9 protein-coding genes and 2 pseudogenes are annotated in these 12,633 nt (G+C 71.4%); 4 read left to right on the top strand and 7 right to left on the bottom strand.

What is annotated here, in order from left to right; translation table 11 throughout:
- Positions 1-98: 98 nt before the first annotated feature.
- From add to ITP53_RS48395, 3 genes and pseudogenes are all read right to left on the bottom strand, one after another.
- Positions 99-1,040: an adenosine deaminase gene (gene add, locus ITP53_RS48405; RefSeq protein ID WP_195902235.1), complete on the bottom strand. Its 942-nt coding sequence runs from the start codon at positions 1,038-1,040 to the stop codon at positions 99-101.
- 10 nt (positions 1,041-1,050) lie between these two features.
- Positions 1,051-1,872, bottom strand: coding sequence for a class I SAM-dependent methyltransferase (locus ITP53_RS48400; RefSeq protein WP_195902234.1), 822 nt, complete (start codon positions 1,870-1,872; stop codon positions 1,051-1,053).
- A gap of 87 nt (positions 1,873-1,959) precedes the next feature.
- Positions 1,960-2,865, bottom strand: a pseudogene (locus ITP53_RS48395) (RNA polymerase sigma factor); the annotation flags it as partial.
- Between the two features lie 190 nt (positions 2,866-3,055).
- Here ITP53_RS48395 and ITP53_RS48390 point away from each other — a divergent pair.
- The gene (locus ITP53_RS48390) at positions 3,056-3,823 is read left to right on the top strand and encodes a TetR/AcrR family transcriptional regulator (RefSeq protein ID WP_195902232.1); all 768 of its coding nucleotides are present in this window, start codon (positions 3,056-3,058) and stop codon (positions 3,821-3,823) included.
- A 162-nt stretch (positions 3,824-3,985) separates the two neighbouring features.
- Here ITP53_RS48390 and ITP53_RS48385 read toward each other — a convergent pair whose 3' ends face one another.
- Together ITP53_RS48385 and ITP53_RS48380 are read right to left on the bottom strand one after the other, a co-directional pair.
- Entirely contained in the window at positions 3,986-4,309 is a 324-nt protein-coding gene (locus ITP53_RS48385; RefSeq protein ID WP_195902231.1) for an MmcQ/YjbR family DNA-binding protein, read from the bottom strand.
- A 168-nt stretch (positions 4,310-4,477) separates the two neighbouring features.
- Entirely contained in the window at positions 4,478-5,908 is a 1,431-nt protein-coding gene (locus ITP53_RS48380) for a WS/DGAT/MGAT family O-acyltransferase (RefSeq protein ID WP_195902230.1), read from the bottom strand.
- A 183-nt stretch (positions 5,909-6,091) separates the two neighbouring features.
- On the opposite strand from ITP53_RS48380, the gene ITP53_RS48375 reads away from it, so the two are divergent.
- The 3 genes from ITP53_RS48375 (at position 6,092) to ITP53_RS48365 (ending at position 10,199) form a co-directional block, all read left to right on the top strand.
- Complete coding sequence (locus ITP53_RS48375; protein WP_195902229.1) at positions 6,092-7,270, top strand: cysteine desulfurase-like protein; 1,179 nt, start codon at positions 6,092-6,094, stop codon at positions 7,268-7,270.
- Between the two features lie 81 nt (positions 7,271-7,351).
- The gene (locus ITP53_RS48370; protein WP_195902228.1) at positions 7,352-9,007 is read left to right on the top strand and encodes an acetolactate synthase large subunit; all 1,656 of its coding nucleotides are present in this window, start codon (positions 7,352-7,354) and stop codon (positions 9,005-9,007) included.
- Positions 9,008-9,227: 220 nt separating this feature from the next.
- Complete coding sequence (locus ITP53_RS48365; protein WP_195902227.1) at positions 9,228-10,199, top strand: tyrosine-type recombinase/integrase; 972 nt, start codon at positions 9,228-9,230, stop codon at positions 10,197-10,199.
- Between the two features lie 37 nt (positions 10,200-10,236).
- Here ITP53_RS48365 and ITP53_RS48360 read toward each other — a convergent pair whose 3' ends face one another.
- Both ITP53_RS48360 and ITP53_RS48355 read right to left on the bottom strand, forming a co-directional pair.
- The gene (locus ITP53_RS48360) at positions 10,237-11,859 is read right to left on the bottom strand and encodes a SulP family inorganic anion transporter (protein WP_195902236.1); all 1,623 of its coding nucleotides are present in this window, start codon (positions 11,857-11,859) and stop codon (positions 10,237-10,239) included.
- A gap of 383 nt (positions 11,860-12,242) precedes the next feature.
- Positions 12,243-12,633, bottom strand: a pseudogene (locus tag ITP53_RS48355) (TetR family transcriptional regulator); the annotation flags it as partial.

The raw sequence follows: 12,633 nt of genomic DNA, 5'->3' as shown, positions 1-12,633 counted from the left end.
GGCACCCGTCCGGTTCGCGCGGACGCCGGGGCGGGAGGGCGAGCCAGGCACCCGCCCGGTTCACGCGGACGCCGAGGGGAGGGCGTTGGTGATCGCGGTCAGGTGAGCCAGGCGTCCGCTCCGGCCCTGAGCTCGGCCTTGAGCGCGGCGGGGGCGAACGACGCGTCGATCGAGGTCCGGGCCAGGGTGGCCAGGTCCGCGTCCGCGTACCCGAAGACCTGCCGCAGCCGGGCGTACTCGTCCGCCAGCGCCGTCTCCCCGTCCGTGTTGATCGTGACCGCCAGCCCCGCCGAGCGCAGCCGGGGCAACGGATGCGCGGCCAGCGAGGGAACGAGCCCGAGCAGGACGTTGGAGGTAGGGCAGACCTCCAGCGGGATCCCGCGCTCGCGCACCTCCGACACCAGCGCCTCGTCGTCGAGCACCCGGATCCCGTGCCCCAGCCGCTCGGCGTGCCCCAGGTCGAGCGCCGCCCTGATGCTGGCCGGCCCGGCCGCCTCCCCCGCGTGGTGCACCAGGCGCAGCCCCGCGTCCCTGGCCGCGTCGCACACCTGCGCGAACGGCGCCAGCGGGTACGCCTCGTCCCCGGCCAGCCCCATGCCGATCACCTCGTCGTAACGGCAGGCCAGCTTGTACGTCCGCCACAACCGCTCCACCGGCCGCCGCCTGGAGTGGTCGAGCAGCACCCGGCACTCGATCCCGTATCTGGCCCGCCCCTCGGCCAGCCCGTCGAGCACCGCCTCCAGCGGCATCTCCGCCGCGCCCAGCCGCTCACCGTGCGAGGCGGCGGTGAAGGTCACCTCCGCGTACCGGGTGCCCTGGGCGGCCTCGTCGGCGCAGAACTCCACCGCGATCCGCCGGAACTGCTCCGCCGTGCGCAGCAGGTCGCGCACCCGCGCCCGCTGGTCGGCGAACTCCCTGAAGCTCGCGAACGTCCCGCAGGGCTCCGGCGGTCCGCCCAGCTCGCGCACGGTCTCCGGCCGTACGGTGCTCTCCAGGTGAACGTGCAGGTGGGCCTTGGGCAGTGACCGTACGTCTCTCACTCCCCGCAGGCTAGGCCATGCCGCCGTCCGCACGCAGCCCGATATCGGCGCCGCCGAGAGGCCGCTGGGCGAGGGGTTTCTTGACGAGGCGGATCTTGGACTGCTTGTGCGGCAGGCGTTCCCAGTCGTCCATGAACGCGGCCTCGAAGCCGTACTTGCCGGCCAGCGCGAGGAGCGTCTCGGTGCGGTAGTAGAAGTCCTCCCGCAGGACCTGGTGCTCCCTGCCCTCCGTCCGGTCGAAGGTGAAGTCGAACCACGCGCCCGGCTTCATCACGCGTCCCACGTGCGCGAAGCACTCCTCGATGACGTGCGGCGGCGAATGGGAGAAGACGCTGTGCGCGTGCACGACATCGAAATGCGCGTCGGGCAGGAACGCGAAACGCAGATCGCGTACGGGGGTCAGATAAGGCAGTTTGTCCTGCAAGCCATGCGTCACGAGCGTTTCCTGCGCCGCCATGAGAATGTCGGGCGAGATGTCGATGCCGTAGTAGTTTCCGGTGTGCAGGTAGTCGATGAACAAGTGACCGGCGCGTAGATTGCCGCAGCCTATTTCGAGCATCCGGCATTCGGGCTTGAGCCCGTGTTCGACCAGGTAGTCGAACTGCATGCGGCCGAGCGCCAGCCACCGCCTGTGCGTGTGCGAGCCGACGGCGCCCTCGGGATCCTTGGCGGTGTCGGACTTCATGACGGCCCGGTAGTAGGCGACGTGGTCGCGCGTACGCAGCCTGAACCACGTGTCGCGGACCAGCCGCCGCAGGTGGGGCACGATTTTGTGCGGATTCTTCGCCGCGTAGGTCACCTGGTGGACGAGGCTGGATCGGGAACGTTTCACGGTTGGGAATCTAGGACACCTGCCACCCGGCTCAAGGGTCCAAGGCGACAGTCTTGAGTTTTCGTTTGCGCAGCCTTTCAGCGGCCTCTAGCTCAGATAGTCGCGCAACGCCAGGGACCGGGACGGGTGGCGGAGCTTGGACATCGTCTTGGCCTCGATCTGCCTGATCCGCTCGCGGGTGACGCCGTAGACGCGGCCGATCTCGTCGAGCGTCATCGGCTTGCCGTCGATCAGGCCGTAACGCATGCTGATCACGCCCGCCTCCCGCTCGGAGAGCTGGTCGAGCAGGCTGTGCAACTGCTGCTGGAGCAGGGTGAACGAGACCGCGTCGGCCGGGGAGACGGCCTCGGTGTCCTCGATGAGGTCGCCGAACTCGCTGTCGCCCTCCTCGCCCAGCGGCGTGCTCAGGGAGATCGGCTCGCGGCCGTAACCCTGGATCTCGGCGACCCGGTCCACCTCGAGCTCGGCCTCGACGGCGATCTCCTCGGGGGTGGGCTCACGGCCGAGGTCGCTCTGCAGGCGGCGCTGCACGCGCGCGACCTTGTTGATCAGCTCCACCATGTGTACGGGGATGCGGATCGTCCTGGCCTGGTCGGCCATGGCCCGGGTGATGGCCTGCTTGATCCACCAGGTCGCGTACGTGGAGAACTTGTAGCCCAGCCGGTAGTCGAACTTCTCGATCGTCCGGATCAGGCCCAGGTTGCCCTCCTGGATGAGGTCCAGGAAGAGCATGCCGCGACCGGTGTAGCGCTTGGCGATGGAGACGACCAGCCGCAGGTTGGCCTCCAGCATCTGGCGCTTGGCCCGCGCGCCGTCGTCCACGACCCATTCCAGCTCGGCCCGCAGGTCGGCGGGCAGCCCCGGCTCGGTGTCGAGCCGCTCCCTCGCGAACAGGCCCGCCTCGATCCGCTTGGCCAGCTCGATCTCCTGGTCAGCGGTGAGCAGCGGCACCCGCCCGATCTCCTTGAGGTACGTCTTGACCGAGTCGGCGCCGACGGCCGTGCCACCGTCGGCAGCACTGTCGTCCAGTTCGAGAACCTCTGCTGCTTCGGACAAAACACTCTCCTCGCTCGCGTTGGATAGAGGCGTTGAACTTAGATCTGACCTAAAATTAGATCGGACCCCCATTGATGGGCCAACCTAATATCAGGTCGGACCTAAGAATTTGTGGAAGGCTGGGGCCATGAGCATCGGCACCTTGGGTTTGAGGGAACAGAAGAAGCGAGAGACCAGGAGGGCCATCTCAGACCACGCTACCCAACTGTTCCTGGAACGTGGCTTCGACCGGACGACGATTGCCGACATCGCGGCCGCGGCCCGGGTGGCCAAGATGACGGTGACCAACTACTTCCCCCGCAAGGAGGATCTAGCCCTGGACCAGCACGAGGCGTTCGTGGCCGGCCTGGCGCAGGCGGTCGCGCACCGCCGGGCCGGGGAGTCGGCGCTGGCGGCGGTGCGGCGGGCGTTCATGGAGGCGCTGGAGCGGCGCGATCCGGTCATCGGCTTCACGGGGCGCGACCTCGCCCGGATGGTCGCGGACAGCCCCACCCTGGTCGCCCGGCTCCGCGACCTCCACGACCAACGCGAGGAGTCCCTCGCCGCCCGGCTCACCACCGAGTCCATCCCCCCTCGCACCCATCCGCGCGAAACCTCATCCAACCCCGACGCCCCCAACAGCAGCGATCCCACCGCCCAGGGCATTCCCCAGGACCGCGATCCCACCGCCCGGAGCGCCTCCCAGGACCGCGATAGCACCGCCCAGGACGGCGAGATCGTCGCCCGTGCCGTGGCGGCGCAGCTGGCGGCGGCGGACCGGCTGCTCTTCCGTGACCTGCGCTCCCGAACGCTGGCGGGCCAGCGCGACGACGACATCGCCGCCGCGCTCGCCGGGGCCGCCCGCCAGGTCTTCGCCCTGCTCGAACCCGCCATCGGCGACTACGCCATCCGCTGAGCACCCAACCGGCAGCTCGGGCGACTGCGCCGTCCGCAGAAACACCCCAACCGGCCGCTCGCGCGACTGCGCCGTCCGCTGACACACCCCAATCGGCCGCTCGCGCGACTGCGCCGTCCGCTGACACACCCCAACCGACCGCTCATAACGCCAAGCCGCCCGTCAGCGGGTCAGGGCCTCGACATAGGCGGAGGCCTCGGTCATCAGGCGCCGCCACGCCTCCTCGTCCGGCTCCCCCAGCTGCACCCACTCCCGCATCCGCCGGCCTCCCATCCGCATCAACTCGGCGGTCCCCTCCCGCACCAGCTCACCGGCCCGCGCGGCGGGAAGCTTGACCACGGGCCGGTCCCGGTCCCGGGAGAAGAACGCGTAAACCTTGCCGTTCACCTTCAGCCCCTCGGCGTGGAACATGCGTCCCATGCTCACCTCGGGCCGTGCGAGGTGCTCCGTCACAAGGTCGTCATAGAGCTCCTGAGCGGTGGCCATCCGATCTCCCCTCCTCGACTCCGGCGAAGGCCCTCAGGCCCGCTCGGCGGCCGGCTCCCCCAGCGAATGGAAGGGCTCGGCCGTCAGCACGCCATCCTCAAGGTCGCACACGCCACCGACAGTTCCGCGGGACGTACGGACTAAGACATACGGACCAAACCGTACGGACTAATGCGGCAGGGCGGCTTCCGCGTCGCGCAGTTCGTCGAGGGCGTCGCGCAGGTAACCGGCCAGTTCCCAGGCGTCCTGCACCATCTCCCTGTCGGTGACGACGCCGACGTCGAGCGAGCCGTCGTAGGAGAACGCGGTGATGTTCACGCCGCCGCTGACGTCCGAGATGACCGAGACGGGGTAGTGCCTGAGCAGCCGCGCGCCGCACACGTACAGGGGGAACTGGGGGCCAGGCACGTTGGAGATGAGCACGTTGATCGGCGGCGCGGTCTGCCCGACCAGCCCGAACGCCGAGCGCGCGGCCAGCCCCATGAGCGCGGCCGGCATCGACTCGCTGAACTCGCGCAGCCAGCGCGCCGGCGCCAGCGCGAACCTGTCCTTGATCCGCTGCATGGCCTGGCGCACCTGGTACAGCCGGGCGACGGGATCGTCGAGGTGCACCGACAGCGGCGCCGTCATGATCGCCACCTGGTTGCCCTGTCCCCCGGCCCCCGCGGCGCGCATCGAGAACGGCACCCCCGCGATCAGCGGCTGGCGCGGGATGCCGCCGTGCGCGGCCAGCCACCTGCGCAGCGCGCCCGCGCACACGGTCATGACCACGTCGTTGACCGTGACCCCGAACGCCTTGCGCACCTGCTTGATCTCCTCCAGCGGCAGCGAGGCGAAGGCGAAGCGCCGGTGCGCCGACACGGGCCCGCTGAAGGGCGTCCTCGGCGCGGGCAGCACCGGCAGCTCGGGCGCCTGCCCGGTCCCCGCCAGCCTGCGGGCCAGCCCGGACACGACCCCGGCTCCCGGGATCCAGGACACGATGGGGATCTCGTCCAGGTGCGGAATGGCGCGGGCCGCGAACCGTACCGCGTGGGCGGGGTTGCCCGCCATTCTGACCAGCCCGCGCGCCACCATCCCGGCGGCGCCGGGCGGCGCCGCGTCCCGCTCGGCCTCCCCGGCGGGCGGCGGCGCGGGCTCGGGGGTGGTGTCGAGCAGCGCGGCGAGCACGTCGGCGCCCCCGATCCCGTCCACCGCCGCGTGATGGATCTTCGTGTAGAGCCCCATGCGCCCCCCGGCCAGGCCGTGGAGCAGGTAGATCTCCCACAGCGGCCGGCCGCGGTCGAGCCGCCGCGCGTGCAGCCGCGAGACCTGGTCGGCGAGCTGCCTGTCGTCGCCGGGCGGCGGCAGGCCGATCTCGCGTACGTGGTAGTCGAGGTCGAGATCGTCCTCCTGCTCCCAGTACGGGTGGTCGAGCCCGAACGGCACCGGGGCCAGCTTGCGCCGCAGCGCGGGCACGTACGGGAGCCGCCGTTCGAGCATGGCCTGCAGGTCGGCGCGGTTGAGATCACCTTCGAGTATGGCCAGGCCGGCGATGTTGGCGATGTTGGTGGCCGTCTCGAAGTGGAGGAACTGCGCGTCCAGAGCGGTCAGCTGGGGCATGGTCACACCTCCGTCATGAACCAATCAGACTCCGCCGGCCACTTCAAGTGACGGTGCCGCGCCGGACCCGGCGAAGGCCGGCCGGTGCACGACGTCCACCGCGTCCCTCTCGAGACGGGCGAGAGGATGCCGGCGGGCCAGGGTGGCACTGTTGAGGTCCCGTAGGCTTAGCATCTATACATCATGCCTTTCCCGATTGACGCGGTACGCGCTACATACCCCGCCTTGTCCGACGGCTTCGCCTACCTTGACGGCGCGGCCGGCACCCAGACCCCCCAATCCGTGATCGACGCCATCGCCGGGGCCTACCGCGCCGGGATCGGCAACGTGGGCGGCGCGTTCCCCGCCAGCCACCGATCCGGCGCCATCGTGGCCGGCTGCCGGGCGGCCGTGGCCGACCTGGTCGGCGGCCGGCCGGAGGGCGTGGTGCTCGGCCCCAACATGACGACGCTGACCTACCGCCTGGCCAGGGCGATCGCCGGACCGGGCGACGAGGTGGTGCTCTCCAGGCTCGACCACGACGCCAACGTCCGTCCCTGGACCCAGACGGGCGCCACCGTCCGCTGGGCCGAGGTGGACCCGGTGACCGGGGAGCTGCCGGTCGGCCAGTACGCCGAGCTGATCGGCGAGCGCACCAGGCTGGTGGCGGTGACGGCGGCGAGCAACATCCTCGGCACCCGCCCCGACGTGCCCGCGATCGCCGATCTGGCGCACCGGGCGGGCGCGCTGGTCTACGTCGACGGCGTGCACGCCACCCCGCACGGCCCGGTGGACATGCGGGCGCTGGGCGGCGACTTCTACGCCACGAGCGCGTACAAGTGGTCGGGCCCGCACATCGGCGCCGTGGTGGCCGACCCGGCGCTGCTGGAGACGCTGCGACCGGACAAGCTCGCATCGTCGCCCGACACGGTGCCTGAGCGGTTCGAGACGGGCACGGCGGCCCTGGCGGATCTTGCCGGGGTGACGGCGGCCGTGGAGCACCTGGCCGCCATGGTGCCGGGCACGGGCTCGCGGCGCGAGCGGCTGCTGGCCTCGATGGCCGCGGCGGAGCGCCACGAACTGGAGCTCTTCGGCGTGCTGATCGAGGGGCTGGAGAGGCTGCCGCACGTCACGGTGTACGGCAAGCCGGCCAGGCGCACCGCCACCGCCTACTTCAACGTGGCCGGGCACACCCCGCGCCAGGTGGCCGAACACCTGGCCGGCCGCGGCGTCAACGTGTGGAACGGCCACAACTACGCCTGGGAGCTGACCGGCGCGCTCGGCATCCGCGACACGGGCGGCGCGGTGCGCGCGGGCCTGGTCCACTACAACGACCGCTCCGACGTGGACCGGCTCCTCGAGGGCGTCGCCCGCCTGCGGTGACCCGCCCCGGCCTGCCAGGAATGAACCGCGGCCTTCCAGCGCTTGGACGAACGAAGTCGTTCATGGAAGAAGGCGTTTCGCATGACCCGGCAGGCCACCGCGGCCCGGCTCATCGTGCAGGCACTGGAGGCGGAAGGCGTCGAGTACGTCTTCGGCATCCCCGGTGAGGAGAACATCCACTTCGTCGACGCGCTCAGAGACTCCTCCATCCGCTACATCCTCGTACGGCACGAGCAGGGTGCGGCGTTCATGGCCGAGATCTACGGCAGGCTGACCGGCAAGGCGGGCGTGGCGTCGGCGACGCTCGGCCCCGGAGCGATCAACCTGCAGCTCGGCGTGGCCGACGCGACCACCAACAGCACGCCCGTGGTGGCGATCACCGCGCAGGTCGGGCTGGATCGCATCTACAAGGAGTCGCACCAGGTGGTGGACCTGGTGTCGCTGTTCAGGCCGATCACCAAGTGGGCCGAGCTGGCGCCCGCCGCCGAGGCGCTGCCCGAGATGATCCGCAAGGCGTTCAAGACGGCCCAGACCGAGCGCCCAGGCGCCGTCTACCTCGCCATCCCGGAGGACGTCGAGTCGGCCAGGGCGCCCTCCGACCTGCGCCCGCTCCCCGTCAACGTCGTACGCCCCCACGACCCCTCTCCCTCGCAGATCGCCCGCGCCGCCGACGTGCTGGCCACCGCCCGCAGGCCGATCGTGCTGGCCGGGCACGGCGCCACCCGCGCCGGGGCCTCGCAGGCGCTGGTGCGCTTCTCCGAGCGGCTCGGGCTGCCGGTGGCCACCACATTCAACGGCAAGGGCGTCTTCCCCGACGACCACCGGCACGCGCTCGGGGCGGTGGGGTTCATGCGGCACGACTACGTCAACTTCGGGTTCGACGAGGCGGACGTGCTGATCAGCGTCGGCTACGAGCTGCAGGAGTTCGACCCGATCAAGATCAATCCGCTGCGGGACAAGAAGATCATCCACATCCACGGGTTCCCCGCCGAGGTGGACGACCACTATCCGGTGGCGGTCGGCGTGCAGGGGGACATCTCACGGTCGCTGCACGCGCTGGGCGACGCCGTGCACCGGCGGTTCGAGATGAACGGCACCGGCGAGAAGATCCGCCGGATGCTGCGCGAGGAGCTGGAGCAGGGGCGCTCGGAGGACGGGTTCCCGCTGTCGCCGCGGCGTGTGGTGGCCGACGTCCGCGAGGCGATGGGGCGCGAGGACATCGTGCTGGCCGACACGGGCGCGGTGAAGATGTGGATGGCCCGCATGTACCCGACGTACGAACCGAACACGATGCTGGTCTCGAACGGGCTGTCGTCCATGGGGTTCTCGGTGCCCGGCGCGCTGGCGGCCAAGCTGGCCTACCCACGCCGGCGGGTGCTGGCGGCCACGGGCGACGGGGCGTTCCTCATGAACTCGCAGGAGCTGGAGACCGCGGTGCGCGAGCGGGTGCCGTTCGTGGTGCTGGTGTGGGTGGACGACGCGTACGGGCTGATCGAGTGGAAGATGGACCTGGAGCTGGGACGCAACTCCAACATCACCTTCGGCAACCCCGACTTCGTGATGTACGCGGAGAGCTTCGGCGCCCGCGGTTACCGGATCACCTCGGCGGACGAGCTGCTGCCGACGCTGCGCAAGGCGCTGGCCGACGACGTGGTGTCGGTGATCGCGGTCCCGGTCGACTACTCGGCCAACCTGGAGCTGACCGACAAGCTCGGCGACCTCACCGGGCCGTTCTGAACCGGGCCGTCCTGAGCGGCCCCGGCCTCTCGCGCCGGAGCCGGTCAGGCGAGCGCCCAGGCCATGGGACAGTGGGCCGGTGTTCGGGCGGTGAGTTCACTGGGGCGATTGCCCGGGCCGTGAGATCACTGGGGCGATCGCCCGGGCCGTGAGATCACTGGGGCGATCGCCCGGGCCGTGAGATCACTGGGGCGATCGCCCGGGCCGTAAGATCGGGCGGGTGAGTCTGCCTGCCGTAACAGATCTGGCGGCGCCGCCGGTCGAGCCGGCGCGCGATCCGTACCACGTCTATCTCGACTCGCTCACCAGCCCGGAGTCGCGCCGGAGCATGCGCGGCTGCCTCGACCGGCTGGCGCGCCTGCTCACCGGCGACGAGGGCGCCACGGGTGCGGGCCAGCCGTGGCACCTGCTGCGTTACGAGCACACCGTCCGCATCCGCACGATGCTCACCGACCAGGGCTGGTCGGCGGCGTACGTGAACAAGCACCTGGTGGCGCTGCGCCGGGTGCTGAAGGAGGCGTGGCGGCTGGGCCAGACCAGCGCGGAGGACTTCGCCCGCGCCTCCGACCTCGCCCCCGTACGGCAGAGCCGCCTGCCGACGGGCCACCACGTGCCGCCGGAGGTGGTCGGCGCGGCCCTGTCCGCGTGCGGCGACTCGCCGGCCGGCGTGCGCGACGCGGCGCTGATCGCGGTGCTCTACTCCACCGGCTGCCGCCGGGCCGAGATCGGCGGGCTGGCGCTGGCCGACTACGACCCCGGTGCGCGGTCGCTGCGGGTGCGCGGCAAGCGCGACAAGGAGCGGCTGGTCTACCTGACCACGGACGCGATCGGGCTGGTGGAGCGCTGGCTGGCGATCCGCGGGAGCGCGCCGGGGGCGTTGTTCAGCCCGATCAGCAAGGCGGGGCGGTTGCGTGAGCGGGACGGCCGCCCGGTGGGGCTGACCGGACAGGGCATCGCGGACATCCTGGCCCGCCGGCTGGGCGAGGCGGGGGCGTCACGGCGTACGGCGCACGACTTCCGCCGCACGTTCATCGGCGAGTTGCTGGACGCGGGGGTGGACCTGGCCACGGCACAGGCGCTGGTCGGCCACTCGTCGCCGGCCACGACGGCCCGCTACGACCGCCGCCCGGAGACGACCCGCCGCGCCGCCGTCGACCGCCTCCGCCTCCCCGCCGCCCGCCCGCTCACCTGACCCGGGAGCCGAGGGCGGGCCGCCCCCGGCTCCGGGATCAGCTGGCCAGCCTGGGCAGCACGCCGGTGCTGCGGAGCCGGTCGCGGGCGGCCGCGATGGCCTCGCTCGTCGTGGCGAACGCCTGCCCGGCCCGGTCGAGCCTGGCGATGACGCCGAGCGCCTCCAGCGGCCGGTGGTGGCCGTCGGGGATGCCGGAGACGTAGACCATGATGCCGCGGCGTTCGAGCCTCCCGATGGCGTCGCTGAGCACGAGCGCGCCGCTGGCGTCGATGGTTGTGACGCGCGACATGCGCAGGATCACCACGGACACGTCGGTCACGTCGGACAGATCGACCAGCAGCCGGTGGGCCGCGGCGAAGAACAGCGGACCGGCCAGGCGGTAGGTGACGATGTGCTCGGCCAGCAGGGCGTGCTCGCGCTCGGTGTGCTGGGGCTGCAGGTCGTGGCGCAACGGCTCGGGGTCGAGGCTCGCGTTGCGTGCCAGGGCGCGCAGGGCCAGTGCCCCGGCCACGACCAGGCCGAGGATGACGGCCAGGACCGTGTCGAGCATGAGTGTGGCGACGGCGGTCAGCACGAGCACCACGGCGTCGCCCCTGGTGGATCTGAACATGGCGCGTACGGACTCGAACTCCACCATGCGCACCGAGGTGGCCAGGAGCACCCCGGCCAGCGCGGCCAGCGGGATCCTGGAGACGAGTCCCGCGGCGGCGTAGACGATGGCGGCCAGGATCGCCGCGTGGGCCAGCGCCGCCAGCCGGGTCCTGGCGCCCGAGCGCACGTTGACCGCGGTGCGCACCATCGCGCCCGTGCCGGGCATGCCGCCGAACATCGGGGCGACGAGGTTGGCCACGCCCTGACCGAACAGCTCCCTGTCGGGGTCGTGGCGGTGCCCGCCGCTCATGCCGTCGGCGACGGAGGCCGACAGCAGCGACTCCAGCGCCGCCAGCGCGGCCACCGCCACGGCGGGGGCGAGCAGGGACGGCAGCACGACGGGATCGAGGAAGCCCAGGGACGGCGCGGGCAGCCCGGCGGGCAGATCGCCGATCCTGGCCAGCGGCAGCGCGGCCAGCTCGGCCACGACGGTCGTGAGGACCACCGCGACCAGCGAGAACGGCACGGTCGGCCGCAACCTGGCCCCCGCCAGCAGCACGACCGCCACGAGCAGGGTGACCACCATCGCCCACCAGCGAGGCGTGTCGAGGAAGTCCGTGAGGGCGTGCCAGGCCACGACGGCCACCTTGTCGCTGTCGTGTGCCGGTACGCCGAGCGCGTGCGGGATCTGCTGCAGCCCGATCACGCAGGCGATGCCGACGGTGAAGCCCGCGACGACGGGGGCGGGCACCAGGGCCATGTAGCGGCCGGCCCGGGCCAGGGCCAGCCCGATCAGCAGCAGCCCGGCCAGCAGGCCGACCGTCAGCACCCCCGTGGCGCCGTGCATGCTCATGATCGGCATGAGCATCACCGTCATCGCGCCGCTGGTGCCGGACACCTGCAACGCGGACCCGCCGAACACCGCCGCCAGCGACCCGGCGACCACGGCCGTGGCCAGGCCGGACGCGGCCCCCATGCCGGAGGAGATGCCGAAGCCGAGCGCCAGGGGCAGCGCGACGATCGCCACGGTGAGCCCGGCGAGCAGGTCGTTACGCGGGCTCCGGCGCATCCCGGCCAGCTCGGCGCGCTCGGGCAGCAGCGCGCGCAACCGCACCCATCCGCAGAGCAGCACGCCTGTCACTGAACGTCACCTCGACGGCACTCTCTGTAGTCGAACATGGGCATGAAGAATCCCTTCACGATCACTCCACTCAGATGAAGTCAGCCAATGAAATGTCCCGAATTGCAGGTAAGCAATTCGTCAAGGAAGCTTCATGATATCAAGCAACCCCTCCCCACCTGGTAAAACATCCTGCGCTTATTCCGATGTTCGCCATGCGTGGAAACGTGCCATTGCCTGAAAGTCAGGTGAAATCCGACGATCGATTGATAATCGGGGGGCATCACGGGCGGGACCGGACCCGCGCAGACTCCACCCGCACGAGATCCGGATCAGCCCGCAGGCTCGCGCGACTCCCCCGCGGCGGCCAGCAGCGCGAAGGCGCGTTCCGCCGCGCGTACCGCCTCGGCCTCGACCTCGCGCGCCGAGCGGCCCTCCGCCAGCAGCACCCAGTTGCGCCGCGCCAGCACCCGCTGCGCGGCCAGCACCTGCGCCGCGAGCAGGCCGGCGGTCAGCTCGTCCATGCCCTCCCCGAGCGCCTCCGCCAGGGCCTGCTCGTCGCGCGACATGTACTGGAACACCCGGGCCGTCAGGCTCGGTGTGCCGAACACCATCCGGTGGAAGGCCACCACCTCGGGGTGGTCGTTGAGCCCCGTGACGGGATCACGCCTGGCCAGCCCGTCGAGGAAGTGACGCCTGAGCGCGTCGAGCGGCCCCTCCCCC

It is taken from the genome of Nonomuraea cypriaca (genome assembly GCF_015645445.1).
GTDB lineage: Bacteria > Actinomycetota > Actinomycetes > Streptosporangiales > Streptosporangiaceae > Nonomuraea > Nonomuraea cypriaca.
The sequence above is the reverse complement of the archived record's forward strand: the minus strand, read 5'-3'. Positions and strand labels throughout refer to the sequence as shown.